The sequence below is a fragment of the Pseudomonas sp. ANT_J28 genome, assembly GCF_008370005.1.
GTDB lineage: Bacteria > Pseudomonadota > Gammaproteobacteria > Pseudomonadales > Pseudomonadaceae > Aquipseudomonas > Aquipseudomonas frigoris.
This window is the reverse complement of record NZ_VOBM01000010.1, coordinates 50,905-64,735: the sequence shown is the minus strand read 5'-3', so window position 1 is coordinate 64,735 and position 13,831 is coordinate 50,905. Positions and strand designations below refer to the sequence as shown.

13 protein-coding genes are annotated in these 13,831 nt (G+C 60.9%); 4 read left to right on the top strand and 9 right to left on the bottom strand.

All coding sequences use genetic code 11. The annotated features are described in order from the left end of the window. Window positions 1–27 precede the first annotated feature (27 nt). Window positions 28–834, top strand: a complete 807-nt coding sequence (locus FQ187_RS09300) for an MOSC domain-containing protein (protein WP_149629233.1) — start codon at window positions 28–30, stop codon at window positions 832–834. Window positions 835–918: 84 nt separating this feature from the next. Here FQ187_RS09300 and FQ187_RS09295 read toward each other — a convergent pair whose 3' ends face one another. The 8 genes from FQ187_RS09295 to FQ187_RS09260 form a co-directional block, all read right to left on the bottom strand. Beyond that, window positions 919–1,203: a pyrimidine/purine nucleoside phosphorylase gene (locus FQ187_RS09295; RefSeq protein ID WP_011335266.1), complete on the bottom strand. Its 285-nt coding sequence runs from the start codon at window positions 1,201–1,203 to the stop codon at window positions 919–921. A 69-nt stretch (window positions 1,204–1,272) separates the two neighbouring features. Continuing rightward, window positions 1,273–1,815, bottom strand: coding sequence for an exonuclease domain-containing protein (locus FQ187_RS09290; RefSeq protein ID WP_149629232.1), 543 nt, complete (start codon window positions 1,813–1,815; stop codon window positions 1,273–1,275). 71 nt (window positions 1,816–1,886) lie between these two features. Further along, window positions 1,887–3,848 (bottom strand): acetyl/propionyl/methylcrotonyl-CoA carboxylase subunit alpha, encoded by a 1,962-nt coding sequence (locus FQ187_RS09285; RefSeq protein WP_149629231.1) that lies wholly within the window; start codon window positions 3,846–3,848, stop codon window positions 1,887–1,889. 123 nt (window positions 3,849–3,971) lie between these two features. Then, window positions 3,972–4,769 carry an enoyl-CoA hydratase/isomerase family protein gene (locus tag FQ187_RS09280; RefSeq protein ID WP_149629230.1) on the bottom strand — a complete coding sequence of 266 codons (798 nt, stop codon included), beginning with the start codon at window positions 4,767–4,769 and terminating at the stop codon, window positions 3,972–3,974. After that, on the bottom strand, window positions 4,766–5,923 hold the full coding sequence (atuD, locus tag FQ187_RS09275; RefSeq protein WP_129437289.1) for a citronellyl-CoA dehydrogenase: 1,158 nt from the start codon (window positions 5,921–5,923) through the stop codon (window positions 4,766–4,768). Before atuD ends, FQ187_RS09280 begins: the two co-directional genes overlap by 4 nt. Window positions 5,924–5,945: 22 nt before the next feature. Further along, window positions 5,946–7,562 (bottom strand): geranyl-CoA carboxylase subunit beta, encoded by a 1,617-nt coding sequence (gene atuC / locus FQ187_RS09270; protein WP_149629229.1) that lies wholly within the window; start codon window positions 7,560–7,562, stop codon window positions 5,946–5,948. 3 nt (window positions 7,563–7,565) lie between these two features. After that, a complete protein-coding gene (locus FQ187_RS09265) occupies window positions 7,566–8,435 on the bottom strand; it encodes an SDR family oxidoreductase (protein ID WP_149629228.1) in 870 nt (289 codons plus the stop codon). Between the two features lie 12 nt (window positions 8,436–8,447). Then, window positions 8,448–10,238, bottom strand: coding sequence for an acyclic terpene utilization AtuA family protein (locus tag FQ187_RS09260; protein ID WP_178122693.1), 1,791 nt, complete (start codon window positions 10,236–10,238; stop codon window positions 8,448–8,450). A gap of 190 nt (window positions 10,239–10,428) precedes the next feature. On the opposite strand from FQ187_RS09260, the gene FQ187_RS09255 reads away from it, so the two are divergent. From FQ187_RS09255 to FQ187_RS09245, 3 genes are all read left to right on the top strand, one after another. Next, window positions 10,429–11,055, top strand: coding sequence for a TetR/AcrR family transcriptional regulator (locus FQ187_RS09255; RefSeq protein ID WP_149629226.1), 627 nt, complete (start codon window positions 10,429–10,431; stop codon window positions 11,053–11,055). A 93-nt stretch (window positions 11,056–11,148) separates the two neighbouring features. After that, a complete protein-coding gene (locus tag FQ187_RS09250) occupies window positions 11,149–11,955 on the top strand; it encodes an ABC transporter substrate-binding protein (protein WP_149629225.1) in 807 nt (268 codons plus the stop codon). Between the two features lie 100 nt (window positions 11,956–12,055). Beyond that, a complete protein-coding gene (locus FQ187_RS09245) occupies window positions 12,056–13,069 on the top strand; it encodes a GNAT family N-acetyltransferase (RefSeq protein WP_149629224.1) in 1,014 nt (337 codons plus the stop codon). A gap of 155 nt (window positions 13,070–13,224) precedes the next feature. Here FQ187_RS09245 and FQ187_RS09240 read toward each other — a convergent pair whose 3' ends face one another. Next, window positions 13,225–13,773, bottom strand: a complete 549-nt coding sequence (locus tag FQ187_RS09240) for an RNA polymerase factor sigma-70 (protein ID WP_008145913.1) — start codon at window positions 13,771–13,773, stop codon at window positions 13,225–13,227. Between the last annotated feature and the right edge of the window lie 58 nt (window positions 13,774–13,831).

Here is a 13,831-nt window from a genome sequence, read left to right as displayed (position 1 = left end):
CGTTTTTTGCCCACCAAGGAGCTGGCCATGTTGCGTCTGAGCGCGCTGTATCGTTATCCGTTGAAATCCGGCAAGGGTGAGATCCTGCAGCAGGTCAGCCTCGACAAGCTGGGCCTGGACGGTGATCGACGCTGGATGCTGGTGGACGAGGCCAGCGGGCGCTTTCTGACTCAACGTGCAGTGGCGCAGATGAGTCAGCTGTCGGCGTTGTGGAATGCCGACGGTGGCGTGACCCTCAGTGCGCCGGGCCGCTCACCGATCGATATCGCCTTGCCCGCCAGTGACGCGGAACTGCGTGGCGTGACCATTTGGCGCGATACGTTGCGTGTGCCGGATGCCGGTGACGAGGCGGGTGCCTGGGTCAGCGAATTCATTGGTAAACCGACTCGCCTTGTCCAAGTGCCCCTTGATCGTGCACGCACCACCCAGGCCGGCTACGGCAAGGACGATGATCAGGTGGCCTTCGCCGATGGCTTTCCGCTGTTGCTGATCGGACAGGCCTCGTTGGAGGATTTGTCGCAAAAGGTCGGCCGCCCGCTGGAAATGCTGCGCTTTCGGCCCAACCTGGTGATCGAGGGCAGCGAGGCGTATGCCGAAGATGGCTGGAAGCGCATCCGCATCGGCGATGTCGAGTTCCGCGTGGTCAAGTCGTGTTCACGTTGCATTCTGACCACCATCGACCCGCAAACCGGCGAGCGTAGCGAAGATCGCGAACCACTGGCGACGTTGCAGAAATACCGTGCCGAGGCCGATGGTGCGATGTTCGGACAGAACCTGGTCAACGACAGCAATGGCCAACTTGAAGTCGGTATGCCGGTGACGGTTCTGGAATAAGACAATCTGAATGACTGCCGTTCAACAAAAAATGCCCGTGTCCAAGGACACGGGCATTTTTTTTCGCTGTGAAAACCCAGGGGTTTAGCCGCGGTATTCGCACAGGTAAGCGGTGTCGACGGCCACTTTCAGCTGGAACTTGCTGTTGGCGGGCACGTTGAACTGGCTGCCGGCGGCGAAGGTTTCCCAGTCGCTGCTGTCCGGCAGTTTGACGGTCAGGGCGCCGGACACCACGTGCATGATTTCACGCTGGCTGGTGCCGAATTCGTATTCGCCCGCTGCCATGACGCCGATGGTCGCAGGACCTTCAGCGGTGCCAAAGGCGATCGACTTGACGGTGCCGTCGAAGTACTCGTTGACTTTAAACATGGGCGATTCCTCGAAAAGGGCTGAAAAGGGCTGGCCAGTATGCACAAGGCCTATGCCGGCGTCACCTCTCTAAGACGGAAGAACCAGTGGCAATAATCGTGCGGTATTACGCGCATCTTCCAGCGCCCGATGTTGTTGGCCGCTGAACTGCATGCCTGCCAGTTGCAGCGCGCCGTTGAGCCCCAGCGGGCGTTCCAGCCGGCGAGCCTTGGCAAAGCGCTGTTTGAGGTTCATGTGCGGCACCCGGCTCAGGGCGCTGTCGAGTTGCAGGCGCTCCCACTCCTGAACCAACTGTTTGCGATCGTAATCGCCCCAACTGACCCAGCCTTCGAGGCGCGAGTGATGCTGGCCGAGCCAGTGCTCGAAAGACGCCCAGACCTCACTCAGAGGCTGCGCGGCGTCGATGTTGGCCTGGGTGATGCGGGTCAGTTGCCGGCAAAACGGTGTCAGCAAGGGCCGACGCAGCGGCCGGACGAAACGCTGGAAAGCATCCAGTTCGCGCCCCTTGCGGTCCACCAGCGTGGCGCCGATTTCGATGATTTCCATTTCTGTTACTGGCCAACCACCCTCATCGGTGGTGGCTTCGAGATCAATGACCAGCCAGTGAGGCATCGCAGGGTTCCTGGTATCCGCGTCCTGATAGGGCTTGAGCGTAGCCAAACCCGGCGGATCCGCCTAGCGGCTTATTCGACCTCCAACAAAATCTGACGATTTTTCACCTGGTCACCGACCCTGACCTGCAAGCGTTTGAGCACGCCGTCGATACCAGACTTGAGCGGATGCTCCATTTTCATGGCCTCCAGCACGATCAACAGCTGGCCTTTACTGACCGAGCTGCCCTCAGTCACCAGTACGTCGACGATTGCCCCGTCCATCGGAGCCTTGAGGGTGCCGGTGCTGACGCTGGCCTGGCTGCTGACCAAGGCCTGCGTCCGGTCCACCAGCCGCAGGCTGCCGGGACGGGTGAACAGCCAGAGTTGTCCTGCCTCGAGACGGTAAGCATGGCGTCGCCGGATGCCGTTGATTTCCAGGCTGGCCCAGCGTCCGTCGCACTGGATGACCTTCAATTCAAAGGGCGTTGTGGCCACTTGAATCCGATACGGTTCATCCGGCACCGCGTTCAATTGCACTGACCAATCCTGATCCTCAAGACCGATTCGATAGTGCAACGGCACGCTGGCGTTATTGCGCCAACCGGTCAGTGGCGCGTGATGAGCCTGCGCCGAGGCCTGATAGAACAACGCAGTAGCGATGGCCAGTTCTTCGGCGCTCGGCACATGCGCATGCAGGCAGGGATGCTCGGCAAAGTGACACTGGATGAACCCGGTACTGAACTCGCCACTCATAAATTGCGGGTGTTCGAGCAGGCTGGCGAGCAAGCGCTGATTGCTTTGCACGCCGAGCAGCACGCTGTCCTGCACCGCCCGCAGCAACTTACGCCGGGCTTCTTCGCGGGTGGCACCGTGGGCGATGATCTTGCCCAGCATCGGGTCATAAAACGGGCTGACTGTCTGGCCTTCGATCAAGCCATGATCGATCCGCACGCCGCGCTGCAACGCAGGCTCCCACGCGGTGATACGGCCGGTTTGTGGGAGAAAACCGTGTGCCGGATCTTCGGCGTACATACGGACTTCCATGGCATGGCCGCTGAGCTGAACCTGCTCCTGTCGCAAGGGCAGCGGCAGTCCTTCGGCGACGTGCAACTGCCAGGCCACCAGATCGAGGCCGGTGATCAATTCGGTCACCGGGTGCTCCACCTGGAGTCGGGTGTTCATCTCCAGAAAATAAAACTGCCCACGCGCATCCAGCAGGAACTCGACAGTGCCAGCGCCGACGTAATTCACTGCGCGACCCGCCTTTAGCGCCGCTTCACCCATGGCCTGACGCAACTCGGCGGTGATTACCGGGCAGGGCGCTTCTTCGATGACTTTCTGGTGGCGACGCTGGATCGAACAGTCGCGCTCGCCAAGGTAGATCAGGTTGCCGTGCTGGTCGCCGAACAGTTGAACTTCGACGTGACGCGGGTCAATCAGCGCTTGCTCGAGAATCAGTTCGTCGCTGCCAAACCCATGCAGCGCTTCGGAGCGGGCGGTGCGCAGTTGCTCCAGCAAATCACTGGCCTCGTGCACCAGGCGCATGCCCCGCCCGCCACCGCCGGCACTGGCCTTGATCATCAGCGGATAGCCGATGCGTGCGGCTTCGCGGCTCAGGGTCGCGTCGTCCTGTTCTTCGCCCTGATAACCCTTTATGCACGGCACACCGGCATCGAGCATGGCGAGTTTCGACAGGCGTTTGCTGCCCATCAGTTCGATGGCTTCGGGGCTGGGACCGATGAACGTGATGCCGGCATCCAGGCAGGCGCGGGCGAAGCCGGCGTTTTCCGAGAGGAAGCCGTAGCCCGGATGGATCGCGTCAGCGCCCGTGCGTCGGGCGGCGTCGAGGATTGCCGGGATATTCAGATAGGACTGCTGCACCGGGGCCGGGCCGACGTTAACGGCTTCGTCGGCCATCTGCACATGCAGCGCATCGGCGTCGGCATCGCTGAACACCGCGACCGTGCGATAGCCCAGGGCCTGGGCGGTGCGCTGGATGCGGCAGGCGATTTCACCGCGGTTGGCGATCAGGATTTTGCTGAATCCGGGCATGGGGGTTTCCCTTTTGTTTTGCGGTGGATGGGATGCCCTCTTCGCGAGCAAGCCCGCTCCCACAGGGGAATGCATTTCAAATGTGGGAGCGGGCTTGCTCCGGGCGGCGTTCCGACAAAGCTTTTAAGGCGCCCACCCGGGTTTGCGTTTCTGCACGAAGGCCATGGTCCCCTCAATACCCTCAGCCCCGGTCACCGCCTCGCTGAACCAATCGGCCGCTTCATCCAGCAACGCATTCGATGGCTGTCCGGCACTCGCGAGCAAGAGTTTTTTGGTCGTCGCATTGGCTTCCGGCGCGCAGCACAACACATGGGCCAGAATTTCATCGAGACGCTCGGCCAACGCTTGCGCGTCATGCTCGACAAAATGCACCAACCCCATGCGTCGTGCCTGTGTGCCGTCGAAACGTGCAGCGGTCAGCGCCAGTCGGCGAGTCTGAGTCAGACCGATGCGCTGCACCACGAACGGCGCGATCTGCGCAGGCAGAAGGCCGAGGCTGGTTTCCGGCAGACCGAATTGCGCCTGATGATCGGCCAAGGCGACGTCGCTGACGCAGGCCAGACCAAAACCACCGCCGAGGACCGCGCCTTGCAGCACCGTGATCACCACTTGCGGCGCGTGTTGCACCTCTTGCAGCAGCGCACCGAACGCGCGATTCAAGTCGCGATAGGCGCTCGGGCCTTGAGCGCGAGCGTTGGCCATGTCCTTGATGTCGCCACCGGCGCAAAAATGCCCGCCGGCACCACCGATCACCAAGGCCCGAATCTCACGGTCATCGTGCACGGCCAACAGCACGGCACGCAGTTCCGCGACCATCAACAGGCTCATGGCGTTGCGGCTTTCGGGGCGGTTGAGGGTGATGTGCAGGACACCGCTATGCGGCTCGAGCAGCAAGGTCTGGCAAACGGGCAAAGTGCTCATTTCTTTTTCCCCGGCAGGATGCCCATGAGTTTGCAGATGATCCCCAGCATGATTTCGTCGGCACCGCCGCCGATCGACACCAGCCGCACGTCACGGTAAGCGCGGGCCACCGGGTTGTCCCACATGAAGCCCATGCCGCCCCAGTATTGCAGGCAGCTGTCGCTGACTTCCCGGCCCAGACGCCCGGCCTTGAGTTTGGCCATCGACGCCAGACGGGTGACGTCCTGGCCTTTGATGTACTGCTCGGTGGCCTGATAGACCAATGCCCGCAGGCATTCGATTTCGGTTTGCAGTTCGGCGAGGCGGAAGTGGATGACCTGATTGTCGATCAGCGCATTGCCGAAGGTTTTGCGCTCCTTGCAATACTCGATGGTGCTGTCGACGCAGTACTCCAGGCCCTTGATCATGTTCGCCGCGCCGAACAGGCGTTCCTCCTGGAACTGCAACATCTGCATCATGAACCCCGCGCCTTCATGGCCGATGCGATTGCGTTGCGGCACGCGCACGTTGTCGAAAAACACCTGGGCGGTTTCCGAGCTGCGCATGCCGAGCTTGTCCAGGTGCGAACTGAGGCTGATGCCCGGCGTGTTCATCGGCACCATGATCAGCGACTTGTTGATGTGCGGTTTGTCGTCCGAGGTGTTGGCCAGCAGGCAGATGAAATCGGCGCTCGGCGAGTTGGTGATCCACATCTTGCTGCCGTTGATCACGTAGTCATCGCCGTCCTTGCGGGCGGTGGTTTTCAAACCGGCCACGTCGGAACCGGCGCCGACTTCGGAAACACCGATGCAGCCGACTTGCTCGCCAGTGATGGCTGGACGGAGAAACTCTTCACGTAGTTCATCAGAGCCGAAACGCGCCAGCGCCGGGGTGCACATGTCGGTCTGCACGCCAATGGACATCGGAATGCCGCCGCAATGAATGGTGCCGAACTCTTCAGCCGCGACGATCGAATAGCTGTAATCGAGCCCCATGCCCCCGAATTTTTCCGGTTTGGAAATCCCCAGCAGGCCGAGGTCGCCGGCCTTGCGGAAGATCTCGTGGATAGGAAAGCGCCCAGCCTTTTCCCATGCCTCGACGTGCGGATTGATTTCGTGCTCGACGAATTGGCGGACGGTGCGGCGCAGTGCTTCGTGTTCCTGGGTGAAGATCATTTTTATTGTCTCCTGAGCGCCCTTAGAAACGGGCTACGCCAAAACTGTTGGATTGCAGCGGCCGCACTTCAGCCTCATGACAGATCTCCAGCAAGTACCCGAGCAAGGTTCGGGTATCGCGCGGGTCAATCAGCCCGTCGTCCCACAGATTGGCGCTTCCATAAAGTGAGGTGGACTGGCTGTCGAGTTTCTGCGCGGTGACCTGTTCCAGCATGTCGAGCATTTTCGGGTCGGGCACCAGGCCGTCCTTGGCCTGTTTGGCCTCGGTGACGATCCGCAGCACTTTGCCGGCCTGGGCGCCGCCCATCACCGCCGTGCGGCTGTTGGGCCAGGCGAAAATGAAGCGCGGGTCGAGGCCGCGGCCGCACATTGCGTAGTTGCCGGCGCCATAGGAGCCGCCGACAACGATGGTCAGTTTAGGCACCCGGGCATTGGCCACCGCTTGAATCATTTTCGCGCCGTGTTTGATCACGCCTTGCTGCTCCGACTCGGTGCCGACCATGAATCCTGTGGTGTTGTGGAAGAACAGCAACGGGGTCTTGCTCTGGTCACAGAGCTGAATGAACTGCGCCGCCTTGCTCGCACCCTTGGGCGTGATCGGTCCATTGTTGCCAATGAACCCGCAGGCGCGACCTTGAATCTGCAAATGGCCGCAGACGGTTTGCTGATCGAACTCACCCTTGAATTCGAGAAAGTTCGAGCCGTCGGCAATCCGCGCGATGATCTCGCGCACGTCGTAAGGTTTTTTCGTGTCGTCAGGAATCAGCCCGAGCAACTCGTCGATGGGGTAGAGCGGTTCTTCCCACCGACGTTCGGGTACCCAGGGCAACTGATCATTCCACGGTAACAGGCTGACAATCTCGCGCACCTGCCGCACGCCATCGGCATCGTTCTCGGCCAGGTATTCAGCGGTGCCGGCGATTTGCGCATGCATCTCCGCGCCGCCCAGTGCTTCATCGGTGGCGACTTCGCCGGTGGCAGCCTTGAGCAGCGGCGGGCCGGCCAGAAACAGCTTGGCCTTGCCACGCACCACCACCACGTAATCCGACAGCCCCGGCTGATAGGCACCGCCCGCCGTGGCCGAGCCATGGACCACGGTGATTTGCGGCAGGCCCATGGCCGACATCCGCGCCTGATTGGCAAAGCTGCGGGCGCCTTCGACGAAAATCTCCGCCGCGTAATTGAGGTTGGCGCCACCGCTTTCGGCTAGGGTAATGACCGGCAGTTTGTTCTCCATGGCGATCTGTTGCAGGCGCAGGGATTTTTTCAAACCGCTGGGGGAAATGGTCCCGCCCTTGATCGCACTGTTGTTCGCCACCACCAGCACCCGCACGCCGGACACGTAGCCGATCCCGGCGATCAACCCGCCGCCTGCCGAGCTGCCGTCCTTGTCGTCGTGCAGCTTGTAGCCCGCCAGACTCGCCAGTTCGAGGAACGGGGCGCCGGGATCCAGCAGCAAATTAAGGCGTTCACGGGGCAGCAGTTGCCCGCGTTTGTCGAACCTGGGCTTGGCCTCGGCTGCCTTGTTCAGCAGGTTCTGCTCGAGCTGGCGGACGTGCTCGATGCCGACCAGCATCGCCGCGCGATTGCGGGCGAACTGTTCGCTGAACGGGTCCACTTGCGACTGAATCACCGGCATGGCTTATTCCTTGTCCTTGAGGACGTCCGGCAAGTAGGCTCGATGGAAACCGTTATACGACTCGCTGATCTGCGCCTTGTGTATCGGCCAGGCGCGCCCGCCCAGGCTGGCGGCGCCGTCGATGCGCAAGGTGCTGCCACTGACAAACGCCGCTGCCGGGCTGAGCAGGAAAACGATCGCCGCGCTGACTTCCGATTCGGTGCCGATGCGTTTGAGTGGAACGTGCTCGCGCAACGTCGGGATCACCGCTTTGAACGCGCCTTCGTAGGTGTCCATGCCACTGGATGCGATCCAGCCCGGCGCCACGGCGTTGACCCGCACCCCGGCATAACCCCATTCGAACGCGGCGGTCTTGGTGAGGTTGTCCATGCCTGAACGCGCCGCGCCCGAGTGGCCCATGCCGGGCATGCCGCCCCACATGTCGGCGAGCATGTTGACGATGGCGCCGCCGTGCGTGCTCATGGATTGGTTGAACACTTCCCGGGCCATCAGGAACCCGCCCATCAGGTTGATGCGCAACACCGTGTCGAAACCTTTTTGATTGATCGACGCCAGCGGCGACGGGTACTGCCCGCCGGCATTGTTGACCAGGCCGTGAATCGGTCCGTGCTTGCGGATCAACTCGCTGACCACATGCTTGACCGCTTCTTCCTCACGAATATCGCAGACCATCCAGTCAGCCTTGCCGCCATCTTCGGTAATCTCGGCCACGACGTTTTTCAGCTTGTCGGCCTTGCGCCCGAGCAGCAGCACATGGGCGCCGAGGGCCGCCAGTTCGTGAGCGGTGCAACGGCCGATGCCGCTACCACCACCGGTGACGATGATGTTTTGGCCTGCAAACAAATCGGCTTTGAAAATCGAATCGTATGCCATGGCGACAGTCCTCTAGTTGACTCGGTCAGCGATGCGCTGAGGCACCGGTATCTGGATTTCCAGCAGTTGCTGGGCGAAGGCTTTGCCTTGCGGGTCGATCCGCAGGCTGGCCACGCCACCGCCTCCCAGGGCGTTTTCCAGCAGAAAATTAAGGCTATGGGTGCCCGGCAGGTACCAACGTTCGACACGTCCGTGGATCGGATCGAGGACATGACTCATCCAGTCGACGATCACTTCCGGCGTCAAGGCTTCGGCAATCCACGGCAGGTACTCCGGCTCGCGGGCCATGACGCCGATGTTGCTGTGATTGCCCTTGTCACCGGAGCGCGCCACGGCGAGTTTGACCAGGGCCACGCTGGCATCGGCCCGGTCTGAGGGTTTCGGTGGGGCGCACGCCACGGGCAGGTCGGCGGTGTCGAGTACATCAACGGCGGGCAGGGCGCAGGGGTGGCGCTGGCCCTTGAGATCAATTTCCAGCGTGCAGGCGGTTTTGTCGATAAGGAACGAGAACAGCCGGATCAGCGGATACACCGTGGGCCGTCCACCGACAATCCCGGTCAGTCCCGGCGCCATGCCGGTGGCGGCCTGGGCGATCTCCCGGGAGAACACAATCAACGCCTGTTTACCCGGATGGCGCACCGCGAGTTTGATTACTACTTCGCGGCTGTCCTGACGCTGACCGTGGGGGCCGTAAGTGGCCTCGCTGCCGAGCAGTTCGATGTTCACTTCGCTGTAGGGTGGCCAACCGCGCTGGCTGAAAATCTCTGAGGTCTTGTTGATGATCGCTTCGCTGACCCGGCGCGCCTTGTCGACCGCATCGATCCCGGCGATCAGGCAACTGGCGGTACAGCGGAAACCGTCCGGGTACGTCGCGCTGACCTTGTACTGATCGGTTGGCGGCAAGCCTTTTGCGCCGTGCACCTGGACCGCATTTTTGCCTTGTTGCACGAGTTTGACGTCAGTGAAATCGCAGACCACGTCCGGTAGCAGATACGCCTGCGGGTTACCGATTTCATACAGCATCTGCTCGCCGACCGTCAGGGGGGTGACCAGCCCGCCGGAGCCTTCGGGTTTGCTGACGATGAGCTGGCTGTCGGCGCTGACTTCGACGATGGGGAAGCCGATGTGTTCGTAGTCGGGCACCTCGCGCCAATCGGTGAAGTTGCCGCCGGTGCACTGGGCGCCACATTCGATGATGTGGCCGGCCAATGCGGCTTGGGCGAGTTTGTCGTAGTCGTGCCACGACCAGCCGAACTCATGCACCAGCGCGGCACTGACCACGGCGCTGTCGACCACGCGCCCCGTGATGACAATGTCGGCGCCCAGACGCAAGGCTTCGACGATGCCGGGTGCGCCGAGGTAGGCGTTGGTCGAGACGCACATCGGCGGCAAGGGCGCGCCGCTGAACATTTCATGGATTGCGCTGCCGCTCAGCTGTTTGAGTTGCGGCTGCAAGTCATCGCCCAGAAGCACGGCGATTTTCAGCGTTACCCCGGCCTTGTCGCAGGCCGCTTGCAGGGCGGCGGCGCAGGCTTGCGGGTTGACCCCGCCGGCGTTGCTGATGACGCGGATTTTCTGTTCGGCCAGTTGACCCAACAGCGGGCTGAGGACTTCGATGAAGTCGCTGGCGTAGCCGGCCTGGGGATCTTTCATCCGCGCGCCGGCCATGATCGACATCGTAATCTCGGCCAGATAATCGAAGACCAGATAATCCAGACGCCCGCGTTCGACGAGTTGCGCGGCAGCGGTCGAGGTGTCACCCCAGAAGGCGCTGGCGCAACCGATGCGGATCGTTTTAGACACAGTCAACTCCATAGCGACCTCCGACAGAAGTGCATCGAGACTACCAAGCAAGCGCTTGGTTTGTAAACGGCTTAACTATCTTCTGCCCGAGCGCTTGCTTGGTCGCGCCGGCCAGCTTAAATTGCCCGCGCAACCCCGCTGTTTTAGCGGTGAGCGGCGTATTTGATTGATCGACTGTAGGAGAGAACGGGTGGACGAGCAAAAAGCCCTGAGGGTGATGCGCGAATTGGTCGACAACGGCCAATTGACCGACCCGGACAGCGCCCGCGGCAAACTGCTGCAAGTGGCGGCTCACCTGTTCCGCAACAAAGGTTATGAACGCACTACCGTGCGCGATCTGGCCGGCGCCGTGGGGATTCAGTCCGGCAGTATTTTTCATCACTTCAAAAGCAAGGACGAGATCCTGCGGGCGGTGATGGAGGAAACCATTCGCTACAACACCGCGTTGATGCGAGCAGCCCTGGCAGAAGCCGGCAGTGTGCGCGAGCGGGTACTGGCGCTGATTCGTTGTGAGTTGCAGTCGATCATGGGCGGCAGCGGCGAGGCCATGGCGGTGTTGGTGTATGAATGGCGCTCGCTGTCCGAAGACGGGCAAGCGCGAGTCCTGGCGCTGCGCGACATTTATGAAGAGCTCTGGCTACAGGTGCTGGGCGAGGCCAAGAACGCCGGTTTTATTCGCGGGGATGTGTTCATCACCCGCCGTTTCCTGACCGGTGCGTTGTCCTGGACCACCACCTGGTTTCGCGCCGGCGGCAGCATGAGCCTCGATCAATTGGCCGATGAGGCATTGATTCTCGTGCTGGAAGAAAAGCAGTAAGTTTGTTTTGAATCAGAAGGAAACTGGCTAAGTGGCCGAAACCGCCTAGCTTGAATGCATTGAAAGGTATTTTTTTGGGGAGTGGTTGTTTTGATGTCTTCGCCAATTCGGACGGCTTCGCGGCTTTTGCTGGCGACGCTTGCAGTGTTATGCGTGGTTCCATCCCAGGCCGCACAACTGGTGCGGGTCGGTGCCGCACATTTTCCTCCTTATACCGTGCGCCCGGAATCCGGTGCTGACACCGGTTTGCTGCCGCAGTTGGTCGAGGCGCTCAATGCCTTGCAGAACGACTATCAGTTTGAGTTGGTGCCCACTTCCATTCCCCGGCGTTTTGGTGACTTCAAGCAAGGCCGGGTGGACATGGCGATTTTCGAGAACCCGGACTGGGGCTGGAAGGACATCCCGCACACCACTGTCGACATGGGGCTGGAAGACGCCGAGATTTTTGTCGCACAACGCCAGCCCGATGGTCAGCCGGTTCGTCAGCAGAATTATTTTGCCGACCTCGCCGGCAAGCGTCTGGCGCTGTTCAGCGGCTATCACTACGAGTTCGCCAACTTCAATGCCGATCCAAAATTCCTCGCGCAAAACTATGAGGCAACGCTGACGTATTCCCATGACAGTAACCTGCTGATGGTGCTGCGCGGGCGTGCCGACGTTGCCCTGGTGACCCGCTCTTATCTGAGCGATTACTTGCTGCGCAACGAGAAAGTCGCCGATCAGTTGCTGGTGTCCCAGCGTATCGATCAGGTTTATCACCACTACGCCATCCTCAGTCCGGCCGCACCCATCAGTGGTGAGGCGTTCGGCAAGTTGCTGCAAGGGTTGCGGGACAATGGCCAGATGCTGAAGATTTTCGATCCCTACAAGATCGCCGTGGTGCCGGTCCCGGGTAGCTGAGATCGCGCCACAGGTCGCGTATTTGCCGACTTCTCTTAAATTTCCCGCGCTGGCTCACGTCACCTCGTTGAACTGTCGACGATTAACGTGAGCCCGACCCATGTCCACTCTGAATCACCTGACTGCCCTGGCCTTGCCGACAGGAAGCCGTCTTGTAGCTGATGAAACCGAAAGCCGCCTGTGTCTCAGCCTTGAAGGGCGGCCGCCGATTCAGTTGCGCCTGACTCGCGAGCCCGCGCTGCAAGTGCAAGTAGAAGAGCGCTTCGACCACACCGACAATCAGGCCGTCTGGGCGGCCTGTTATTGGCTGTTTGCCCGTGACCCGGCCTGCCAGCGTCTGACCTGGCATCTCGATGAAGCCCCCACCGAAGCATTGCTCAGCGGGTTGCTGATCCCTACCGAAATCGTCGGCCAGTATCGTTGCGAACGCACGCTGTTCTGGCAGTTGCCTCAGCCTTGGCTGGGCGCGTCACTGACACCGGGTTATCCGCAGCAAATGGTCATCAGTGGCGGCAAGCGTCATCCGCTGCGGCCGGTGAAACCGCGCGGTGAAGTCTATCGGCGTTTTGATGCGCGCCTCGGTGCCCGGATCTCCCTGCGCACGGTGGACATCGACCTGGACCTGGCGCGTTTCAATCGTTGGCAGAACAGCCCGCGCGTAGCGAGTTTCTGGCAGGAGGAGGGCAGCTTCGAGCAGCATCGCGAGTACCTGAGCAAGCTTGAAGCCGATCCCCATACCCTGACGCTGATCGGGTGTTTCGATGATCAGCCGTTCGCCTACTTTGAAGCGTATTGGGCCAAGGAAGATCGCATCGCGCCGTTCTATGACGCCGGTGATTACGACCGCGGTATTCACATGCTGGTGGGTGAAGAAAATCACCGAGGCCCGCATAAGGTGGCGAGCTGGTTATCGGCGTTGACGCACTACCTGTTTCTCGACGATCCACGCACTCAGCGAGTGGTTGCCGAGCCTCGCGCCGACAACGCGAAGATGATCGGGCATATGCAGAGCCAGGGTTTCCACTGCGAGAAAGCGTTCGACTTCCCACACAAGCGTGCGGCGCTGATGGTGCTGGGGCGTGAGCGGTTTTTTGATCGGTGTGTGTTGGTTTGAGATGTAAGTCTCAAGGTCTGCACCGACCTTGAGTCAGTCTTCGCGAGCAAGCCCGCTCCCACATTTGATCTCCAGTGTCCACAAAGAGTGAGTTCACAAAAGATCCAATGTGGGAGCGGGCTTGCTCGCGAAGGAGGCAACGCAAATTTCAGATCTTAGCGACGGGCAAAGGTATCCACACGACTGCCCGACACCTTGCGGCAGTGCACCAGCGCATCGCGAATCATGAAGTTGACCAGGGTCGGCGAGACGCCAAGCTCCTTGGCGATGTCCTTTTGCGGCACGCCGTGCAGGCGATACATCTCGAAGGCGTAGCGGGTGCGGCTGGGCAGCTCGGTCAGCGCGTCGGCGATGTGTTCCAGCGTCGAGAAGTTGATGTGCGAGGTTTCCGGCGAAGCGCCTTGAATCACCACGTTCAGGCCTTCCTCTTCAGGGCCCGAATACTTCTGCTCCAGCGCCTGTTTGCGGTAGTGATCGATCGCCAGGTTGCGCACGATCTGGAACAAGTAGCTGAGCTGAGCCTTGAACGAGGACGTGATCTGCGGCGCTGATTGCAGCCGGAAGAACGCATCCTGCACCACGTCTTCAGCCCGCGACCGGCAGCCGGTAATGCGGGCTGCAATCTTGACCAGAATCAGTCGATTGTCGACGAATGCCTGAAGTAGCGGTGAATCGCACCTGCTTGTGGACACTTGTTCCGTCATGGAAATCACCTTGCTGCAAATAGGTTGGCGGGACGGCAAGCGGGGGCTGGGCCGTCCA

Bases quoted from the DNA above. Each gene is read 5' to 3' on its own strand.
- FQ187_RS09300 (WP_149629233.1), top strand. From the start codon at position 28: ATGTTGCGTCTGAGCGCGCTGTATCGTTATCCGTTGAAATCCGGCAAG.
- FQ187_RS09295 (WP_011335266.1), bottom strand. From the start codon at position 1,203: ATGTTTAAAGTCAACGAGTACTTCGACGGCACCGTCAAGTCGATCGCC.
- FQ187_RS09290 (WP_149629232.1), bottom strand. From the start codon at position 1,815: ATGCCTCACTGGCTGGTCATTGATCTCGAAGCCACCACCGATGAGGGT.
- FQ187_RS09285 (WP_149629231.1), bottom strand. From the start codon at position 3,848: ATGCCCGGATTCAGCAAAATCCTGATCGCCAACCGCGGTGAAATCGCC.
- FQ187_RS09280 (WP_149629230.1), bottom strand. From the start codon at position 4,769: ATGAGCACTTTGCCCGTTTGCCAGACCTTGCTGCTCGAGCCGCATAGC.
- atuD (WP_129437289.1), bottom strand. From the start codon at position 5,923: ATGATCTTCACCCAGGAACACGAAGCACTGCGCCGCACCGTCCGCCAA.
- atuC (WP_149629229.1), bottom strand. From the start codon at position 7,562: ATGCCGGTGATTCAGTCGCAAGTGGACCCGTTCAGCGAACAGTTCGCC.
- FQ187_RS09265 (WP_149629228.1), bottom strand. From the start codon at position 8,435: ATGGCATACGATTCGATTTTCAAAGCCGATTTGTTTGCAGGCCAAAAC.
- FQ187_RS09250 (WP_149629225.1), top strand. From the start codon at position 11,149: ATGTCTTCGCCAATTCGGACGGCTTCGCGGCTTTTGCTGGCGACGCTT.
- FQ187_RS09245 (WP_149629224.1), top strand. From the start codon at position 12,056: ATGTCCACTCTGAATCACCTGACTGCCCTGGCCTTGCCGACAGGAAGC.
- FQ187_RS09240 (WP_008145913.1), bottom strand. From the start codon at position 13,773: ATGACGGAACAAGTGTCCACAAGCAGGTGCGATTCACCGCTACTTCAG.